General features: G+C 35.3%; 18 protein-coding genes. 15 read left to right on the forward strand and 3 right to left on the reverse strand.

What is annotated here, in order from left to right:
• Positions 1-81: 81 nt before the first annotated feature.
• The 14 genes from M0R38_00945 to M0R38_01010 all read left to right on the forward strand — a co-directional run bounded on the left by M0R38_00945 (position 82) and on the right by M0R38_01010 (position 16,559).
• Positions 82-939 (forward strand): PstS family phosphate ABC transporter substrate-binding protein, encoded by an 858-nt coding sequence (locus tag M0R38_00945; GenBank protein MCK9480311.1) that lies wholly within the window; start codon positions 82-84, stop codon positions 937-939.
• A 16-nt stretch (positions 940-955) separates the two neighbouring features.
• Positions 956-2,167, forward strand: a complete 1,212-nt coding sequence (gene pstC / locus M0R38_00950) for a phosphate ABC transporter permease subunit PstC (protein MCK9480312.1) — start codon at positions 956-958, stop codon at positions 2,165-2,167.
• Positions 2,168-2,170: 3 nt separating this feature from the next.
• Entirely contained in the window at positions 2,171-3,025 is an 855-nt protein-coding gene (pstA, locus tag M0R38_00955) for a phosphate ABC transporter permease PstA (protein MCK9480313.1), read from the forward strand.
• A 5-nt stretch (positions 3,026-3,030) separates the two neighbouring features.
• Positions 3,031-3,777, forward strand: coding sequence for a phosphate ABC transporter ATP-binding protein PstB (gene pstB, locus M0R38_00960; protein ID MCK9480314.1), 747 nt, complete (start codon positions 3,031-3,033; stop codon positions 3,775-3,777).
• A 30-nt stretch (positions 3,778-3,807) separates the two neighbouring features.
• Positions 3,808-4,281: a methylglyoxal synthase gene (locus M0R38_00965; protein ID MCK9480315.1), complete on the forward strand. Its 474-nt coding sequence runs from the start codon at positions 3,808-3,810 to the stop codon at positions 4,279-4,281.
• Complete coding sequence (gene phoU / locus M0R38_00970) at positions 4,278-4,946, forward strand: phosphate signaling complex protein PhoU (protein ID MCK9480316.1); 669 nt, start codon at positions 4,278-4,280, stop codon at positions 4,944-4,946. Before M0R38_00965 ends, phoU begins: the two co-directional genes overlap by 4 nt.
• Before the next feature lie 42 nt (positions 4,947-4,988).
• Complete coding sequence (locus M0R38_00975; GenBank protein ID MCK9480317.1) at positions 4,989-5,678, forward strand: response regulator transcription factor; 690 nt, start codon at positions 4,989-4,991, stop codon at positions 5,676-5,678.
• Complete coding sequence (locus tag M0R38_00980; protein MCK9480318.1) at positions 5,675-7,381, forward strand: ATP-binding protein; 1,707 nt, start codon at positions 5,675-5,677, stop codon at positions 7,379-7,381. The genes M0R38_00975 and M0R38_00980 overlap by 4 nt, the downstream gene beginning before the upstream one ends.
• Before the next feature lie 422 nt (positions 7,382-7,803).
• A complete protein-coding gene (locus M0R38_00985) occupies positions 7,804-9,354 on the forward strand; it encodes a SulP family inorganic anion transporter (protein MCK9480319.1) in 1,551 nt (516 codons plus the stop codon).
• Between the two features lie 505 nt (positions 9,355-9,859).
• Positions 9,860-10,291 (forward strand): T9SS type A sorting domain-containing protein, encoded by a 432-nt coding sequence (locus tag M0R38_00990; GenBank protein ID MCK9480320.1) that lies wholly within the window; start codon positions 9,860-9,862, stop codon positions 10,289-10,291.
• 949 nt (positions 10,292-11,240) lie between these two features.
• A complete protein-coding gene (locus tag M0R38_00995; protein ID MCK9480321.1) occupies positions 11,241-12,689 on the forward strand; it encodes a GDSL-type esterase/lipase family protein in 1,449 nt (482 codons plus the stop codon).
• Positions 12,682-13,944 (forward strand): GDSL-type esterase/lipase family protein, encoded by a 1,263-nt coding sequence (locus tag M0R38_01000; GenBank protein ID MCK9480322.1) that lies wholly within the window; start codon positions 12,682-12,684, stop codon positions 13,942-13,944. Before M0R38_00995 ends, M0R38_01000 begins: the two co-directional genes overlap by 8 nt.
• A complete protein-coding gene (locus M0R38_01005) occupies positions 13,937-15,607 on the forward strand; it encodes an MBOAT family protein (GenBank protein MCK9480323.1) in 1,671 nt (556 codons plus the stop codon). Before M0R38_01000 ends, M0R38_01005 begins: the two co-directional genes overlap by 8 nt.
• Positions 15,608-15,692: 85 nt before the next feature.
• The gene (locus tag M0R38_01010) at positions 15,693-16,559 is read left to right on the forward strand and encodes a class I SAM-dependent methyltransferase (GenBank protein ID MCK9480324.1); all 867 of its coding nucleotides are present in this window, start codon (positions 15,693-15,695) and stop codon (positions 16,557-16,559) included.
• A gap of 6 nt (positions 16,560-16,565) precedes the next feature.
• Here M0R38_01010 and M0R38_01015 read toward each other — a convergent pair whose 3' ends face one another.
• Both M0R38_01015 and M0R38_01020 read right to left on the reverse strand, forming a co-directional pair.
• The gene (locus M0R38_01015; GenBank protein ID MCK9480325.1) at positions 16,566-17,144 is read right to left on the reverse strand and encodes a thioredoxin family protein; all 579 of its coding nucleotides are present in this window, start codon (positions 17,142-17,144) and stop codon (positions 16,566-16,568) included.
• A 91-nt stretch (positions 17,145-17,235) separates the two neighbouring features.
• Entirely contained in the window at positions 17,236-18,282 is a 1,047-nt protein-coding gene (locus M0R38_01020; GenBank protein ID MCK9480326.1) for a hypothetical protein, read from the reverse strand.
• Positions 18,283-18,368: 86 nt separating this feature from the next.
• Between M0R38_01020 and M0R38_01025 the strand changes: the two genes are divergently transcribed.
• Positions 18,369-18,704, forward strand: coding sequence for an MmcQ/YjbR family DNA-binding protein (locus M0R38_01025; GenBank protein ID MCK9480327.1), 336 nt, complete (start codon positions 18,369-18,371; stop codon positions 18,702-18,704).
• An 80-nt stretch (positions 18,705-18,784) separates the two neighbouring features.
• Here M0R38_01025 and M0R38_01030 read toward each other — a convergent pair whose 3' ends face one another.
• Positions 18,785-19,552, reverse strand: a complete 768-nt coding sequence (locus M0R38_01030; GenBank protein ID MCK9480328.1) for an ABC transporter permease subunit — start codon at positions 19,550-19,552, stop codon at positions 18,785-18,787.
• Position 19,553: the final 1 nt, after the last annotated feature.

Consider the following 19,553-nt stretch of genomic DNA (forward strand, 5'->3'; position numbering starts at 1 on the left):
TCGTAACCAAATTGTAATCTTAACGCAAATAAATCGTGACAATCTCTACCGATTTTTGCATCAAATTAAATAAAGAAAAAAATGAAAAAATTAATTATTTTAACACTAAGTAGTTTCGTTTTGTGGAGTTGTAATTCCAATTCTGAAACGCAAAAAATGGAGAATACAAAAGAAAATACAACCTCCATCAATATTAAAGGTTCTGAAACAGTTCTTCCAATTTCTGAGAAAGCTGCACAAGTTTTCTCAAAAGAAAATACATCTAATTTAGTATCTGTCACAGGAGGAGGAAGTGGCGTTGGTTTATCTGCATTAACATCAGGGAATACAGATATTGCTCAATCATCTCGGAAAATAAAATTCTCAGAACAACAAAAATTCCAGCAAGACGGAGAAGAAATTAAAGAAGTAATTGTTGCTTATGATGCATTGGCTGTTATTGTACATCCTCAAAACAAGGTTAAAAAACTCACTCGTGAACAATTAGAAGGCATCTTCACAGGAAAGATTACCAATTGGAATGAAGTCGGAGGAGAAAACCTAAAAATCATTCCTTACTCAAGAGAAACCTCATCAGGAACGTATGAGTTTTTCAAAGAACATGTTCTGCAAAATAAAAATTTTATGTCCGGTATTATGAGTATGCCAGCGAATGGTGCCATTATGCAATCAGTAAGTCAAACAAAAGGTGCTATTGCTTATGTAGGAATGGCTTATCTAAATCAAACGGTACAACCGATATCCGTTTCGTTTGAGGATGGAATTTATAGCGAACCAACTGTAGAAAATGCTAAAAATCAAACCTACCCTATTGTGCGACCTTTGTACTATTATTATTTAGAGAAATCCGAAAACAAGGTTAAGAAATTTATTAATTTTATTTTATCTCCTTCAGGACAAAAGTTGGTAGAAGAAGTTGGATTCATTACTCTAAAATAAAGATTATTCATTTGAAATGATAAGGAAAAAATCAAAACATATTTTCGAGAAGATTATTGAAAAAATATTAACATTAAGTGGAGCCATAACAACTATTACTATTCTTTTCATCACTATTTTCTTATTTAAGGAAGGTGCAGGTCTTTTCACTCATCAAAACATAGAAGAAGGATACGGGCTATATGTAAATGCAGAAAACGGAATTGATCAATTAACTCCGCTGGAGACAAAGAAGATATTTGATGGAGAAATAACCAATTGGAAGGATTTTAACGGAAAAGATGAAGAAATAAAAATAGTTAGAATTGACGACATCTTTCAGATTTATCCTGAAAGTGAAATGGGGGAAAATTACGAATTACTTCCCGAGAAACTAACTGCATTTATCAGTAATGAAGAAAATATCATCGCCTTTTTACCAAAGCAATATGCTCCAAACGGTCAAAATGTAAAGGAGTTGATTTCAGACAATGTAACTTTATCGGATTACCTAACAGGCAATGAATGGATTCCTACGGCAACACCATCTCCCTTGTTCGGTGTAATGCCGTTAGTTTTAGGGACACTTTTGGTGAGTTTTATGGCTCTGCTAATTGCAGTTCCGCTCGGATTGGGAGTTGCCATTTATTTATCTGAATTAGCAGGTATAAAACAGAAGGATATTATGAAACCTGTTATTGAATTACTCGCAGGAATCCCTTCCGTAGTTTATGGATTTTTTGGATTAGTAGTACTAGCACCATTGGTACAAAAAACATTTCACTTGCCTGTCGGTGAAACTGCATTAACAGGAAGTATAATTTTAGCTATCATGGCATTACCAACGATTATTTCAGTTGCAGAGGATGCGATGAGAAATACACCAAGAGCAATGCGAGAGGCAAGTTTAGCATTGGGTGCAACCCATTGGCAAACCATTTACAAAGTGGTCATTCCTTATGCAAAATCAGGTATTTCGGCAGCTATAGTTTTAGGAATTGGACGAGCCATTGGAGAAACGATGGCGGTTCTAATGGTTACAGGAAATGCAGCAGTCATTCCTCATTCGGCTTTTGAATCGGTGCGAACTATTCCTGCAACCATCGCAGCAGAACTTGGAGAAGCACCAGTTGGTGGAGCACATTATCAGGCATTGTTTTTACTTGGATGTATCTTATTTGTTTTCACAACCATAATTTCTATTTCATCGGAGTTAGTTTCAAACAATAAATATTCTAAAGCAAAATAAGAAATGAGTAAAAAAATAAGTCAACAAATAGCCTTTTTTATATTTAGGGGTTTCGGATTATTAGTAATAGGAATTTTATTCAGCATCCTAGGTTTCATCATTTTTAATGGCGTGAAAGTAATTAATTGGGAATTTCTAACAAGCTTTCCAGAAGACGGAATGACTTCCGGAGGTATTTTACCGGCTATTATTGGAACATTCTGTTTGATAATAGGGAGTTTAGTTTTCGCCTTTCCTTTGGGTGTGATGTCCGCTATTTATGCGAATGAATATGTAGGTAAAGGATGGATTGTTCGCTTTATTCGAATGATGACAAACAATTTGGCGAGTATTCCTTCCATTGTGTTCGGTTTGTTTGGAATGGCGTTGTTCGTCAATAAATTAAAATTTGGAGATTCTCTTATTGCTGGTTCATTAACGCTTGGTCTTTTGATTTTACCGTTAATTATCCGTACAACAGAAGAGGCATTGAAAGCAGTTCCAGATAGTTATCGTCAAGGAAGCCTTGCTTTGGGAGCAACGAAATTGCAGACCATTTGGAAAGTTGTTTTACCAACTGCATTGCCCAATATCATTACCGGGCTAATTTTATCAGTCGGGCGTGTTTCAGGGGAAACAGCTCCCATTCTTTTTACGGTAGCTGCTTATTTTTTACCTAAACTACCGACAAGTATCTTCGATCAAGCAATGGCGTTACCCTATCATCTCTATGTTTTAGCAACCAGCGGAACAGATCTTGAAGCATCAAGACCAATGGCTTATGGAACAGCATTAGTACTAATTACAATCGTCCTGATTATGAATCTCCTAGCGAGTTTAATAAGACGAAGATTAGGGAAAAATAGTTTAAAACAATAATTAAAATGATAGAAGCGAAAAATATAAATTTTTATTATGGCAGTTTTCATGCTCTAAAAAATATAAATATGAAAATGGAGGCCAACACAGTTACTGCATTTATAGGCCCGTCGGGTTGCGGTAAATCAACATTTTTAAGGTTATTTAATCGCATGAATGATTTGATTGATAATACTAAATTAGAAGGGAAATGTTTGATTGATAATAATGACATTTATGGTAAATCAGTTGATGTTGATGAATTGCGAAAAAAGGTAGGAATGGTATTTCAAAAACCGAATCCTTTTCCAAAATCAATTTTTGAGAATGTTGCCTATGGATTGCGTGTCAATAATTTGGGAAGTAAATCTTTTATTAATCAACGAGTAGAAGAATCGCTTAGAGGTGCTGCTTTGTGGGATGAGGTGAAAGACAAACTTCATAAATCCGCTTTTGAGCTGTCCGGAGGACAACAACAACGTCTTTGTATTGCAAGAGCCTTGGCAGTCTCTCCATCCATTATTTTAATGGATGAGCCAGCTTCTGCATTAGATCCAATTTCTACTTCAAAAATCGAAGAATTAATTCACGAACTCAAAAAAAAATATACTGTTGTAATAGTTACTCATAACATGCAACAAGCGGCAAGAATAAGTGACAATACAGGTTTCTTTATGTTAGGTGAATTGATAGAATATACGGATACTAAGAAAATGTTTTTAAATCCTGAAAAGGAAGTTACACAAAATTATATTACTGGAAGATTTGGGTAATGAATTATAATTATGAACAAAAACTAAAATATGAAAAAAGTTAAAAAAATTGCTCTTGTTGCACACGACAATTGTAAAAAGGAATTAATGGAATGGGTGGACGACCATTGGAGAGAACTCGTTAAATATGAGATGGTTTGTACCGGAACAACGGGGAACTTAGTGGAACAACATCTATTGAGCTGTATGGCAGAAAATAAGTCAAATTTTCACATTAAAATGACTAAATTAAAATCTGGTCCACTTGGTGGAGATTTACAATTAGGTGCGGCAATAAGTAAAAACGAAATAGATATACTTATTTTCTTTTGGGATGCTATGGAACCACAGCCACACGATGTGGATATAAAAGCGTTGTTAAGAATTGCAACTTTGTACAATATAGTTTATGCCTGTTCAAGGTCAACAGCCGATTTTATTATTTCGTCACCATTATTTGAGAAGGGTTATGAAAAAGAAGAAAACGAACAAATTGAAGGATATAAAAACAGAATATTAAAATGAAACAAAACGAACAAGAGTTAGAACAATTGAAAAATGAAATAAACCAAATGTGGCAATTGGTGATTTCTCAATTGGAAAAGTCGAAAGAGGCTTTTTTGCATAACAACACAGAGTTAGCATTGGAAATTACAAGTGCTGAGAAGCGGGTAAACGCTTTCGAATTAAAGGTTGAAAGCAGTTGTGAAAATTATATAGCTCTCTTTAATCCGGTTGCTATTGATTTAAGATTAGTACTTTCAATCATGAAAATTAGTATTACTTTGGAACGAATTGGAGATTATGCCGATAGTATAGCGAGGCATATTATTGAAGATAGTTGTAATCGTTTTAATGAAGATATAATCAATCAATTAGAACTGGAGAAAATGTTAGATATTCTTATTAGCATGATGACAGATAGTTATGTGATTTTAAACTCCGAAAACTCCCAATCATTTGGAAGAATATTAGCAAAAGATAAAGGAATAAACGAAATTTATCGTTCATCCATCTATAGAATAGAAGAAATTTTAAAACAAGAAAGTAGTACTATTCATTGTGGATTGAAATTAATGTTAGTGCTTAGAAATATGGAAAGAATTGGAGATCACTGCAAAAACATAGTAGAAGAAATTGTTTTTTACACAGATGCAAAAGTATTGAAACATAAAGGAAAGATAGAGTAGTTATTCACTAATTTTGCTGTCCTAACAGGTAAACAAACGAAAATGAAGGAAAAAGAAAGAATATTATTAGTAGATGATGACAAAAGCATTTCTGAAATTCTGGATTTCAATTTAAGAAATGAAGGATTCAAAGTTACTACCGCATATTCTGCCGAAGAGGCTCTAAGTTTAGATTTAAAACAATTTAACCTCCTTTTATTAGACGTAATGATGGGCGGCATTTCAGGCTACAAATTGGCAGAAAAATTAAGAACCGATGAAATTTCTATTCCCATTATTTTTTTAACAGCCAAGGATACAGAAAATGATATGTTAACAGGTTTTTCTGTTGGTGGTGACGATTACATTTCTAAACCTTTTTCCATCAAAGAAGTTATTGCAAGAATAAAAGCTGTTTTGAAAAGAAGTAATTCAACATTTCCATCTCAATCCAATTCTATAGAAATCGGAGCGTTTTTGATAGATTTGGAGTTAAAAAAAATACATCTAAATAATGTTGAAATTCCATTAACTAAAACAGAATTAGAACTGTTAATGTTATTAGCTCAAAACCCAGATTCTCTTTTCTCTAGAGAAAGAATTATTAACAAAATATGGAAAGAAGCCCCCTATATTACCGAACGAACCGTTGACGTACACGTTGCCAGATTAAGAAAAAAATTGGGTGATTATAAAGATATAATTGCTAACCGAGCGGGATATGGTTATTATTTTAACTCTGATATCTTATGAAACTAAATTTTCGTTATCGCCTTTTTCTATACATTGCAACACTCTTTACGGTCTTCGCTATTGGAATTGGAGTTTTTGAGCATTATAGAGAAAAAATCATTAAAACAGAAGGGCTGGAAGAAAAATTAGATGTTTATGCTCAACTTATTCAATCTTCACTTTCTGACAACTCGAATAATTACAAACAAGTTGTGCAGAAGTTAGAATCAACTTTTCCTCCCGACTTAAGAATAACCATCATTGATCCACAAGGAAATATTTTGTATGATAATGCGCTTGGAAATTTTTCAAGAATGGAAAATCATGCCAATAGAAATGAAATAAAAGCTGCTGATTTGAGAGGTAATGGTTCGGATATTCGTAAATCTGAATCGACTAATCAACCTTATCTGTATTATGCCAAAAAATTTAACAATCACTATATCCGAGTAGCTCTTCCCTATGACATCCAATTGCAGAGGTTTCTGAAAACAGACAATCTCTTTTTATATTTCTTGTTGGGATTATTTATTCTAACACTTATCGTTATTCACAGAATTACAAGACAATTTGGTGATTCTATTAAGCAATTGCGCGATTTTGCAATAAACTCAGACCATAATGATTTATCTTTTGGAGACGATGAATTAGGTGAAATTAGTCGAAAAATTTCTGAAAACTATCATCTCCTAGAATTGAACGAGAAAAAGATTTCTCTGGAAAAGCAAAAGCTCTTACAACATATCCAAATCTCAGAGGAAGGTATCTGTTTTATTTCACCCGAAAGAAAAATTGAACTCTATAATGGTTTGTTTATTCAATACCTTAATCAATTAGTTGATGAATCAAAGAGCAATCCAAAGACTATTTTGACAGACCCATTTTTTTCCTCTATCCATCAATTTATAGAACAAACAGAAATAAAATATTTTGAAACAGAAATAAAAAAGCAAGGGAAAATATTTTCACTTCGTGCCAATCTTTTTGACGATGGTAGTTCGGAAGTAATTATAACAGATGTTACCCAACAAGAAAAGACAAAGCAGTTAAAACAAGAAATGACAGGAAATATTGCACATGAGTTAAGAACGCCAATAACAAGTATCCGAGCCTATTTAGAAACGATTATAGATCAATCATTACCAGAGGAAAAACAAAAACATTTCATTAAACAAGCGTTCTATCAAACACTTACCTTATCTGACATGATAAAAGATATGAGCATCATAGCAAAGTTAGAAGAAGCTCCAGATTCATTTACATTAGAAAATATCGATTTGACCAAATTATTAAATGAAATAAAAGAAGAACATAAAAGTGTTTTAGAACGAAGTCAAATTCAAATGCAATATCAATTTCCTCAAAATTTAACTATAAATGGAAATTTAAGTTTGCTAACTTCCATTTTTAGAAATTTGATAGAAAACAGTATTCGTTATGCTGGTGAGCAAATTCAGATTAATATCTCACTACTGAATGAAGACGATGAGTTTTACTACTTTTCCTATTATGATACTGGAATTGGGATAAGGAATGAAGAACATCTCAATCGAATATTCGAACGCTTTTACCGAGTTCAAGAAGGTAGAACGAGAGATACAGGAGGAAGCGGATTAGGGCTTTCTATTGTAAAAAATGCGGTTCTTTTTCATAAGGGAAACATTTCCGTAAAGAATCGTAAAGGCGGTGGATTAGAATTTATGTTTAGCTTAAAAAAGCATTAAACATTGTAAATATAGATTATTATAGAAACTTTGATAATACTAATAAAATAGCCGACACACAGACAAGCACATTACGCATTTTGGCAACCGCACGAAGCCGACAAAAAATGCGTAAAGAGCTTGCTTTCCCCAACCTAATAAAATTTGTCTTCCCCTTCTCTTTTTTTTTATTTTTTGCCGACACTCAAACCAATGACGAATGACTACGAATGAATGCCCACAGCATATAACAAGCGGTTTGAACGCAAGGCGGGTAAAGTGCTTCGATTAAACATTTTCGGTAAGAAAAAAGCATTATCTTCGTATCAACATTTGTCGGTAAATCCGCCCTGCGTCAAGCCGCGAACCGTTAGTGGCAACCTTGACTAACGACAGTGTAACTTTGAAACATTTACCTTTGACCAGACAATTTTTAAAACTAAGTGAAACGGACAATAAAATATTATAGAATTATATGGCTTAAACATGACTTACCTGCCGGACTTTCTGTTTTTCTTGTTGCATTACCCCTTTGTTTGGGCATTGCTTTAGCTTCGGACGCACCGCTTTACGCAGGACTTTTATCGGGCATCATAGGCGGACTTGTAGTTTCTTTAATAAGCGGCTCACAGCTTGCAGTTTCAGGACCTGCTGCGGGTCTGACAACCATAATTGCCGCTTCAATCGTTTCACTTGGCGATTACAAAGTTTTTTTGCTTGCCGTTATGGTTGCAGGGTTGTTTCAGCTTATTCTCGGACTGTTGAAACTCGGAGTAATCGCAAATTATTTTCCTTCTTCGGTTATAAAAGGGATGTTGGCTGCAATCGGCATTATTCTCATTTCAAAACAAATTCCTTTGGCTATTGGTTACGACCAACCCGACTTTTGGACAAGCGGTTTTCTTCACCTTTTTTCTCCCGACAATTTGTTGGGTAATTTTGATCATTTTAACCGAAACATCACACGAGGTGCAATACTAATAACGATTGTTTCTCTTATTGTTTTGGTTGTGCTTCAACAACCGTTTGCGAAAAAGCTAAAAGTAATTCCTGCACCACTTTTAGTTGTGGTTTTCGGTATTGTTGCAAACATTATTTTTACAAATGCTTCTTCTTCCTTCTCTCTTAAAGAAACTCAATTGGTAAATATTCCGTCTAATGTTTTCTCAAATATTTCTTTTCCCGACTTCACAAAACTCTTTTCTACATCGGAAATTTGGGAATACGGTGTAGTTATCGGTTTACTTGCGACTTTAGAAACATTACTTTGTATTGAAGCCGTTGACAAATTGGACAGGCAAAACAGAATTACGCCTATCAATCGTGAATTAGTTGCACAGGGAATTGGAAACATGACCTGCGGACTTTTAGGGGCTATTCCGATGACAGCTGTTGTGGTAAGAGGCGCAGCCAACATTGATGCAGGTGGAAGAACAAAACTTTCAGCATTTACACACGGTGTTTTTCTTTTGCTTGCAGTATTATTTGTTCCTTTTTTACTCAACAAAATTCCTTATGCTTCACTTTCGGCAATTCTTCTTATTACGGGCTACAATCTGACAAAGCCTAAACTTTACCAAAGCATGTGGAACTTAGGATGGAAACAATTTCTGCCGTTTTTAATTACTGTTGTGGTTATTCTTTCAACCGACTTGCTTATTGGTGTCAGCATCGGGCTTTTGATTTCCGTTTATTTTATTATTCAAAACAATTTCAGAGCGGAGTATAAGATTACCAAAACACAGCAGCAGGGAATTGAAACCTACTATATCAAACTAAACAGCAATGTGACATTTTTAAACAAAGTGGAACTAAGAAAGACATTAGACGAAGTGCCTGAATACAGTGTGCTGACTATTGACGGCAGCGAATGTAATTTTATTGACCACGACATTTTAGAAATTATCAGCGAATACGGAAACAAAGCCCGCAACAAACATATTGAATTGCACTTGAAAGGAATTGAAAAGGTAAATATTACGGCAGTGCATTGACAGAAAAGAAAGGCAGCCACTAACATCGGTAGCTGTTGCACAACTCTCTAAAAAAAGAAAAAAACATCAAAAACGGCTTCATAAGAAGCGTTTTAAGCACAATTGGTTTTTTTTCTATGTTTTTTAAGTTGGTTTTTTGGGTGGTTTATATAGGAGTTGTGAGCGTTGTGATGTAGTCAATAAAAAAACGAAAGGTGTTTTGCGGAGTTACCTCTATTTTTTGCATGGCTTGCACTGATTTAAGCCGTTTTACAGCATTTTATTTTTCACTTTAGGGAAATCTACCTTTGAAAAAGGCTTCTTTAAAGTTGCCTAAATTTGAACTAAATGCGTAGTTTAGCAGCGGAATTATCGGAGAAAGGAAGTTATTAGACAGTCTGCCGTTATACACATTAATGATCTACGAAACATAAAATAATAATATATTTGCAAAACTTAATTTTTAATAACTAAAAAAACAAGAAAAACGAAAAAAACAGTACTTTCAGCAGTTTTTACAGCAATAATGGCTGTAACAGTAAACGCACAATGGCAAACAGTGGGCACAGCAGGCTTTTCGGCAGGAGATGCAAATTACACATCACTTGCCTTCAGCAACAGCAACGAACCTTATGTGGCTTATGCGGATGGTGCAAATTCAGGCAAAGCTACTGTAATGAAGTTTGTAAATACTCCAACAGGTATTAACGAACTTAACGAAGTAAACAACACCATAGCTGTTTATCCCAACCCGGCATCTACCATTACAACAATAGCTGGCTTAGCTGTTGGTCAATCACTACAAGTAATGGATGTAACAGGTAAGCTTGTTTATCAAACTGTGGTAAAATCTTCAACTTTAGAATTAGAACTAACGAATTTCGAAAACGGAGTGTATATCATCCAAGTAGAACAAAACGGAGCAGTAGCACAAAAGACGCTTATAGTGAACAAATAGTAATTTTTTTCATAGATAACACAAACCTTGTCTTTTAATTTAGGCAGGGTTTTGTGTTTATATGGATTAACAGATGGTGGTTTTTCCGACTGGTATCTTCCCACTATTAACGAGCTTTCTATTTTATTGCATAACCGTTTTCATGTAAATAAAGCGTTAAATGCTGGGGGTTTTACATTATTGTCAAATACTGCCAACTACTGGAGTAGTACGGAGTACAGTGCACCATACGCATTCTGCTTCACCTTCAGCAACGGCAGCGCAGGCGGCAACGTTAAGACGAATCATTATAGTGTGCGTGCCGTTCGGACTTTTTAACTATTTTCCCCATGAAATATGTTTTACTTTGAGTATGCCCTTAAGAGTGAGAAAGATAGTAATATTTGAAAAGTTCTTGGAGTAAACTCTATATAAAAGTAGCAATGAAAATGATCTTATGGGGTGACTCTATTTAGTACAGCGAAACGCTAGAATTTATACATAATATCGAACTATCGGAAGAATTATTTGTAAATAAAAATACCTACGAGTTTATACTGTTGATTTTGGAAAACAACAACGAGTCTTTTAGGTAGTATAAATACCCATTGTGGCGATATTACAACAATAGTGAACTGTAATGTACAATATAATATAGTTTTAAAAACTCATATATTTGGAGGAGTACTTGTCTATATTGGAGTGGAGGAGTAGTGAGATTCAAGAAAGAAGTAATGCTTGTTAATAAAGACCACCGAACCGTTAACATAGGTGCCCATTCCACAACTCCCCCAAACACCGGTCAAACCAATTTTTAGTTAGAAAATGACTTTAATAGTTGGCAATGGAGTGGGCAGAGTTTTTCAAAAATGCCAGGGAAATAAAATGGTGTTAGATAACCATGTTCATTTCTATCCCTGTTTATTTCTTTATTATATAGTTTGACGGTTTGGTATATTTTCGCACCCGCATGATAACACCGCCTAAAGTACTTGCATTTGTACTGGCTTCATTCTTGTCCATAGCAACCATGTCGCTGTTGTTTGAAAAATTGCTTGGCAATCAGGAATATATTAAATATTTCACACTCCAAGATATTGTTGGGTATGAAAGTTTTAAGAAAGATAGGTTGGCTGGCAACGAAAAAATAAAAGCAGAAAAAGAGAAGGTAGATTTTGAAGAAAAGTTGTTGGCAACTATGCATACTTTGTCAGACTCGATTAATGTTGCACAACAAATCGCAGACCTTGATTCAACACGTTTTTGGCTGCCAAACAATGACCGTAATTTCTGGAATGAATTGTTTGCTCAGTGGGAAAAACTGAAAGATAACAAGACCCTTTTTAGGATTTTACATTATGGTGATTCACAAATAGAAATGGACAGAATCACTGCTTACATTCGAGAAAATCTGCAAAAACAATTTGGCGGAGGCGGTCCGGGGTTGTTGCCGGCATTGCAATTAGTGCCATCTTATTCGATACAACAAAGCAGCTCTGAAAACTGGAAACGCTATGTCTCTTTTGGTGTTAATAATGACCGAGTGGAGCACAATCATTACGGAATCAGTGGGACTTTATGCAGGTTTGATTCATTATATGCCAATGTGAGCATCAGTCCACGCAATAGGAAGAAGTCTGTTCATTTACAGAAATTTGAATCAGCCAAAGTAATTGTAGGCAGGCTCAGCTCTCCTCTGACAGTGAAGATATCTTATCCGCGTGGCAGCAATACCCAAACACTGAAGCCCAATCATTCAGAACAAATGATTCGTTGGAATTTTGACACTGCTCAATCCTATTTCAACTTCGGGTTTACAGGAGATAGTACTGCTGATATCTTAGGCATTGCCATTGACCCCCAATGGGGAATCGTGATGGATAATATTCCTTGGAGAGGCTCATCCGGATTAACTTTTACTTCAATCAGCAAATCTTCGCTTAAGAAAACGTATCATTTTTTGAGTGTCAAAATGGTCATTCTGCAATTTGGTGGCAATAGTGTCCCACATCTTAAGGATGAAAAAATGATTGAAAACTTTGTGCAACGTTTTGCGAGACAAATTGACCATATCAGAGCCATTGATTCCACTATTAAAGTATTGGTAATCGGACCTTCGGACATGTCGGTAAATGAGATGGGGGAAATGAAAACATATCCGCTTCTTGAAAAACTCATAACCAGAATGAGAGAAGTAAGTAATCAAAAGGGAGCTGCATATTGGAGTTTGTATCATGCAATGGGTGGTTACAACAGTATGGCAAATTGGGTAAAAGCACAACCGGCATTAGGAGCACCTGATTATATTCATTTCACACAATTGGGTGCACAAGAAATAGCCTTTATCCTTAAAAAAGCAATCTGGCGTGAATATGACATTTACCAAAAGAAAAAAAGATTAGAAAATCATAGTGAATAGGCTGCTTGTATTGATATTGTCTTGTGTGCTACTCGAAAACGCTTTGGGGCAAGATTTTATTCAATATGAAAATAAATATTCCTTTATTCAATATGACAACAACCGAATAGAATTACCGGGAGACAGTCTGGACTTTATGATGTTCATGAAAAAGTTTGATCATCTTGTGGGTACAGGACAAGGCAAACTTAATATTGTTCACTTTGGTGGTTCACACGTACAAGCGGATATGTGGACCAGAACCATTAGACAGCATTTTGACAGGTTTCTCAACCAACGCTTTGCAAGCAGAGGAACTATCTTTCCCTACAAAGCTGTGAGAACAAATGGTTCATCTCAATATGATGTAGAATACAATAAACCATGGAATGGACTTCGCAATGTTATGCTCAACGGAAGTGGAGAAAGAATGGGTTTGATGGGTTGGAGGGCTACTGCTAAGGATAGCGGTCAATACATTAAAATTACATTGAAAAATGATGAGAGCAGTTTATTCTATTTTGATGAATTAAGGGTGTTTTATGACACAGGGGTCATGTATTTTCCTTTCAGTATCGAAGTAGATTCAATGGCTTACATGTCTGACTTTGACACTTCATGCAGTTGTGCTAAGTTTTTATTTAATGAGATTGCCAACAGCTTTACTTTGACTGTGCATAAATTGGATTCCTTACAAACTGCATTTAATCTTTATGGCATTCAAACCGACTTACACAATACAGGTTTAATATATCATTCGGTTGGCGTCAATGGCGCATCCATCCCGTCATACCTTAGTTGTCCGGATTTAGAACAACAGCTCGCTTTGTTACATCCCGATCTTATTATTTTTTCCATTGGAATTAATGATGCTTTTGGAATTAACTTTTCAAGAGAGGGTTTTGAGTACAACTATACAGAACTAATCAGGCGAATCAGAAAGACCTGTCCGGATGTAGCCATCTTATTTACAACCAATACCGACAGTTATAAGACAATTAGAAGAAGGGTGTATAAAAATTATAGCGGCAATGAAGTTAGAACCGCCATGTATAATCTGGCAAAAAAGAACGGTGCTGCAGTTTGGGACTTGTATTCTGTGATGGGGGGCTTGGGGTCTATTGCTTCATGGAAAAAACATGGATTGGCGCAAAGAGATTTGGTGCATTTGAACAATGCCGGATATACATATTTGGGAAATCTCTTCTTTGATGCATTTCTAACAAAATACGAAGATTTTATCTTGTCTCCTTTTGCCACTTTATCGTATGAATGAATTTATTAAAGAATACATAATACAACTGCTGACTTACTCGCCCAAGAACCCACTCATTTTTACGGGAGTGTATTTTTGGGGCTTTTTCGCTGTTGTTTTTGCTGTTTTTTCTGTCATTCATAAAAGGATTACACTGCGCAATCTTTTCTTATTTGTTGCCAGTATTTTCTTTTATTATAAAACCAGCGGCTTATATTTTACACTGCTTCTTGCAACCATTATTTATGATTATTTTATAGGGTTGAGCATGTATAAGACCCAACATCCGTTCCTGCGCAAATGCTGGATTGTGTTGAGTGTAACCCTGAATCTTTTTATCTTAGCATACTTTAAGTACGCTTATTTCTTTACAGATTCTTACAATGCAATTTTCAATACTGACTACAAGGTGTTGAATTACTTTGCTGTGTTCCAACATACATTGACAGGAAGTGGCTCTATCGTTGATAAAATCATCCTTCCCATTGGTATATCATTCTATACCTTTCAGTCAATTAGTTATACGGTTGAGATATATAGAGGGAAATTAAAGCCACTAACCAACATCTTTGATTACGGTTTTTTTGTTGCATTTTTCCCGCCACTGGTTTCAGGTCCAATTGTGCGTGCATCGGAGTTTATTCCTCAAATGCTTTCCAAATATCACATTACCGGCTATCAATTTGGTTTTGCTGTTTTTATGATTCTGCAAGGATTGCTCAAGAAAATGGTTTTTGGAGATTATATGGCAATACACTTCATAGACAAAATCTATGCAGCACCGGAAACCTATCCGGGGTTTGCCAGTCTGATGGCTGCACTCTGTTATTCTCTGCAAGTATATTTGGATTTTTCAGGCTATACCGATATTTCTATAGGGGTTGCTTTGCTCATGGGTTATCGTTTTATGACAAATTTTAACTCTCCATACAAGGCACTCAATGTGGCTGATTTTTGGAGACGTTGGCATATCAGTCTTTCAACCTGGCTCAGAGATTATTTATACATTCCTTTAGGTGGAAATCGAAAAGGCTCTTGGGCTTCTTATATTATCATTGCGCTTGTTGCCTCTATTTTAGTTTTGCTAATTGGAGATTATAATTACTTTTTGATTTTTGGAGGAATTGCACTTGTCTTTATCATTTTGAGTAAGCTATTCCCTGCATTTAAGAAGCAAGTGGATTTAAACATAAACCTTATGATTACCATGCTTCTTGGCGGATTGTGGCATGGTTCTACTTGGAATTTTATTATTTGGGGAGGTATCAACGGATTGGGTCTTGTTGTCTATAAACTTTGGAAGAAAATAAGCCCTTATGAAAAACTAAAAGGTTGGTATATCAGGGCATTTAAAATTGCCCTTACATTCTTGTTTGTGAGTTATACCCGAATTTGGTTTAGAGCACCCAACAAAGAAGTGGCAGACACTGTAAGATTCAAAATCTTTCAAGATATGGACTGGTCTCTGGCTGATAAAGTGATTGAAGGATATTGGAAAGTATTTGCACTTTTTGTTGTTGGGATGATTGTACATTGGCTGCCGCGCTCTTTAAAACTCAAGTATCGGTTTGCATTTATTAAAGCTCCTATTCCGATTAAACTGTTGGCTGTTGTGGTTACGGTTTTCTTGATTTGGCAAACTGTTACAGCCGGCTTTGTTCCTTTTATTTACTTTCAATTCTAATCTTCATTTGTCTCATTCATTCCGGGTGTATAAAATGAATACTTTTGCTTTGTCAAGAACGACCATCTAACCAAACTCATTCATAATGATTAAAGAGAAATTGAAAAACTTATACCGATTCTTTTCTGCAAAATACCAGACCATACATTTAGATTATGCAGTTCATCCTAAACCCAGATTTGGACATGGAAAGCCGGCAAATTCTCTTTTAAACAATATCATGAACCATAACAGGAATATCTATGAAGAGCATCTCAACACTTTTCTTAGCTATAAGGGCAATATTCACAATATAAAAGAAAGCCGTATTGAAACAAACATCAATGAACCGGCTTGGAACAATGGATACCTGCCCGGTTTGGACATTATAGGTGTCTATGGAATGATTGCCCACTACAAACCTGCTCAGTACATAGAAATTGGATCAGGCAATTCCACTAAAATTGCCCGTAAGGTCATTAAAGATAAGCAACTCAATACTAAAATCACTTCAATCGACCCCTATCCGCGTGCGCATATTGACCATTTAGCCGATAACGTCATCAGGAAACCATTTGAAGATTTATCCGACTATCGTTTCATTGTAGATACCTTGACTGAAAATGATATTTTGTTTATTGACAACTCACACAGAGTTTTTCCAAATTCTGATGCCATGGTATGCTTTATGGAAATCCTGCCTCAACTCAAAAAAGGAGTTATTGTACATTTTCATGATATCTACCTTCCCTATGACTATCCTCAGTTTATGTGTGATAGGTTCTACAATGAGCAATATACTTTAGGTGCATTTATAATATCTGACGCACAAAAATACAAACCAATTCTGCCCAACTATTTTATCAGTCAAGACGCAGCATTGGCTGCTATTATTTCGCCAATATGGAATCACCCCAATTTGCAGAATATCGAAAGACATGGGGATTCACTTTGGTTACAAATAAGTAAGTAATGAAAATTATTTACTTGAACTCGCGCTGTTGATTGTGCTCAGAAGCTGAACTAATTCAAGTTGCAAAGCCTTGCCTTTGTCTTGGTTATACCACTGTTGTAAAGCTGCTTTTGCTTCATTAGGGTCTGTGTTTTTAGCTTTCAAATCCAAGAAGAAATCTTGAGCGGACTTAGGTCTGGGTCCCCATCTGAAAATGTCTTTGTGGTTTTCATCTTGTACAACCAAAATAGGAATTGATTTACCGCCATTTGTTAAATAATCATTGATTCTAAAAGGAGCAGAATCTCTTAATTCATATTCTACATGAATCAATGGGTTGAGAGAGGCAATCATATGAAAAAACGGAACAATATGGGCTGCGTCTCCACACCAAGGTTCGGTAATTACAAGCCAATTTAAGGGTTTATTTATTGCACTTACAGTTTCTTTCAGTTCAGGAGTAATCTCACCGGCTTTCAGCCATCTGTTTAAACGAGACCAATTCAGTTTTGTGTATTCCACAAAAGCAGGGTCGTCATAGGGAGCAGCAGGATTTGGGTTTTCTAAAATTTGAGTAAATTGATTAAGATAAGTTTGGAAGTTCATACACGATAAAAATTAAATAAATGATGGGGCAAAATTAAGCCTTTAAACTTGAAGTGAAATTGAACTTCTATTATTTGACTTTGAAATTCGTTTATTTTTTACCTTTTCTCTTTTTCATTCCATACCAATATTCATCTACAATCTCACCTTTATCATCAAATGTAATGGTAGCGAGCCATTTTCCTTTAAAGTCGTAGAGTTTCCAGTCTCCTACCTTTACACCCATCTTGTATGTGCCTTCAGAACCTCCAACCAATGTTACAAGGTTTTGTTGCCAGAAACCATCTTTCACACCGTGAATGTAATTACCCTTATTCTCTACACGCCCTTCCATCAATTGTACATACTCTCCATGCAAGGTGTCATTGTTATAATGTGCAATTAATGTAGTGTCTCCTTCCAACCCAAACACCATCCAAACACCTTCTTTTTTACCTGATTTATAATTTTCAATCTTGAGTGGCGTATTGATTAAAATTTCATAAGTTTCAAATTTGCCATCCTTTAGTCCGTCTTTATAATTCCCAACATTTGACAATGTGCCATCAGCATACCATTCTTTATTGCTGCCATCTAAGACACCGTTTTTATAATAAATCTCTTTCATCATCTTGCCGTCAGGATACCAAGATCTAAAAGCGCCTTGAATTCTGCTATTCTTCAACACTACTTGTTGTTCCATTTGACCATTCTCAAAAAACATCGTGTTGGTATCACTCTGAACCCCTTTGTCATAATAAAAAGAAAATTTAATTTGACCTGATTCATAATAGCCAAAATTCCAACCGTTTATTGTGTCATTTAGATAGTTGCCACGTTCTTTTACTTTTCCATTATGATAATAATTGACGTACTCTCCATGTCTTTTACCCATACTAAAGTTCATTGTTTGCTTGAGTACTTCGTCTTTGTACCAAGTTATTTTTTGTCCATCCATAAGACCGTCTTTCCATTGAATTTGAATCATTTTTTTCTTAGTAGAATCATGTCTTACCAGCGATAATCCTGTGAATGGCTTGCCGTTGTAATAGTAAACATCATCAATGTTTTGCAGTTTGTCAAAATAAACATTCTTCTGTGCAGAAGCGGAATACACTGTCAAAAGCAGTGAAATGATTAAAAAAACATAGTTTCGCATTGTTGCAAAATAGATTATAATAAAGTGATTTCAATAAGGTTTTTTATAAACAATTTGACCTTCTCATCCAAAAAGCAAGCCATACGATGGACATAGAAACATTTAGAGAATATTGTTTGACTAAAGACCTGGTTACAGAAGAATTGCCATTTGGTCCGGATACATTGGTATTTAAGGTGGGAGGAAAAATATTTAGTTTATGTGATATCAACACCTTTGAAAGTATTAATTTAAAATGTAACCCTGAATATGCAGTAACTCTGAGAGAGAAATATCCTGACACCATTCTGCCGGGGTATCACATGAATAAGAATCATTGGAATACAGTATTAACGCATCTGCCGGATCAGTTACTACTTGAGTTGATAGATCATTCTTACTGTCTGGTTAAAGAGTCGCTCCCTAAAAAATACTTTTCCTAAAATCTGTAAAAGTTACATTCAAAGTTTGCAATCCTTCAATTAGCAAACAACTCAAAGTACCATAAGGTGTTTGAATGAGTTTATAAATCCTTCTTGGCGAATTTTCTCAAAGAAAGTACTAAGGGGATTGCTATCCATAACACCAAAACAGAGAATGAGATAATGGAGCCAATGCTTCCGGTAAAACTTTGCTTAAATACCGCACTTGTCACTCCCATCAATGCAGAAATATCCATTTTAATCAAGACCACAATCCTCACCAAATCTATGGGGTTCAATATGCTAAGCCCAACAATTACTCCTTCAAGAGGATATTCTAATAATTGAAAGAGGATAAACATAACCAGACCATCAAACAAAAGGGCAAAATACAGCCATAGCAATAATGCTGCGCCAATTCCTTTAGTCTTATCTTGAATATATACAGAGGTTAACAACGAGATTGATATAAAAATCACCGTTAGAAAAACACCTGTGATGATCATCGAAATCCCTACTCCTGTGGGAGAGAAAAGCAGTATCGGGAGTCCGCACCCAATGAGAAACGCAATCGTTAGGGCAGTAGTCAATCCCAAAAATACACTCATCCACAATCGCTTTCTTTTAATTGGCTGTGCTGCCAGTAACTCAATGAATTCAGAGGAATTGTAGATATAAATTGTAGAGAACATGGTGCTTACCAAGGGAACTAAGATGAGGTTTAATGTAAGTAAACTCATCAAACTTTTTTCCGGCACATCTTCTAACATAAATAAACCCAAGGAGAAAAGCAGTAAAAAGAGGGTATAAGCAATTACAATCTTATTTCTCAGAATATCTGAAACAACATATTTAACAATCTTTTTCATA

The organism is Bacteroidia bacterium, assembly GCA_023228875.1.
Classification (GTDB): Bacteria; Bacteroidota; Bacteroidia; order NS11-12g; family UBA955; genus JALOAG01.

Excerpts from the sequence above, each read along its gene's own strand:
- M0R38_00945 (MCK9480311.1), top strand. The coding sequence starts at position 82 with ATGAAAAAATTAATTATTTTAACACTAAGTAGTTTCGTTTTGTGGAGT.
- pstC (MCK9480312.1), top strand. The coding sequence starts at position 956 with ATGATAAGGAAAAAATCAAAACATATTTTCGAGAAGATTATTGAAAAA.
- pstA (MCK9480313.1), top strand. The coding sequence starts at position 2,171 with ATGAGTAAAAAAATAAGTCAACAAATAGCCTTTTTTATATTTAGGGGT.
- pstB (MCK9480314.1), top strand. The coding sequence starts at position 3,031 with ATGATAGAAGCGAAAAATATAAATTTTTATTATGGCAGTTTTCATGCT.
- M0R38_00965 (MCK9480315.1), top strand. The coding sequence starts at position 3,808 with ATGAAAAAAGTTAAAAAAATTGCTCTTGTTGCACACGACAATTGTAAA.
- phoU (MCK9480316.1), top strand. The coding sequence starts at position 4,278 with ATGAAACAAAACGAACAAGAGTTAGAACAATTGAAAAATGAAATAAAC.
- M0R38_00975 (MCK9480317.1), top strand. The coding sequence starts at position 4,989 with ATGAAGGAAAAAGAAAGAATATTATTAGTAGATGATGACAAAAGCATT.
- M0R38_00980 (MCK9480318.1), top strand. The coding sequence starts at position 5,675 with ATGAAACTAAATTTTCGTTATCGCCTTTTTCTATACATTGCAACACTC.
- M0R38_00990 (MCK9480320.1), top strand. The coding sequence starts at position 9,860 with ATGGCTGTAACAGTAAACGCACAATGGCAAACAGTGGGCACAGCAGGC.
- M0R38_00995 (MCK9480321.1), top strand. The coding sequence starts at position 11,241 with ATGATAACACCGCCTAAAGTACTTGCATTTGTACTGGCTTCATTCTTG.
- M0R38_01005 (MCK9480323.1), top strand. The coding sequence starts at position 13,937 with ATGAATGAATTTATTAAAGAATACATAATACAACTGCTGACTTACTCG.
- M0R38_01010 (MCK9480324.1), top strand. The coding sequence starts at position 15,693 with ATGATTAAAGAGAAATTGAAAAACTTATACCGATTCTTTTCTGCAAAA.
- M0R38_01015 (MCK9480325.1), bottom strand. The coding sequence starts at position 17,144 with ATGAACTTCCAAACTTATCTTAATCAATTTACTCAAATTTTAGAAAAC.
- M0R38_01020 (MCK9480326.1), bottom strand. The coding sequence starts at position 18,282 with ATGCGAAACTATGTTTTTTTAATCATTTCACTGCTTTTGACAGTGTAT.
- M0R38_01025 (MCK9480327.1), top strand. The coding sequence starts at position 18,369 with ATGGACATAGAAACATTTAGAGAATATTGTTTGACTAAAGACCTGGTT.
- M0R38_01030 (MCK9480328.1), bottom strand. The coding sequence starts at position 19,552 with ATGAAAAAGATTGTTAAATATGTTGTTTCAGATATTCTGAGAAATAAG.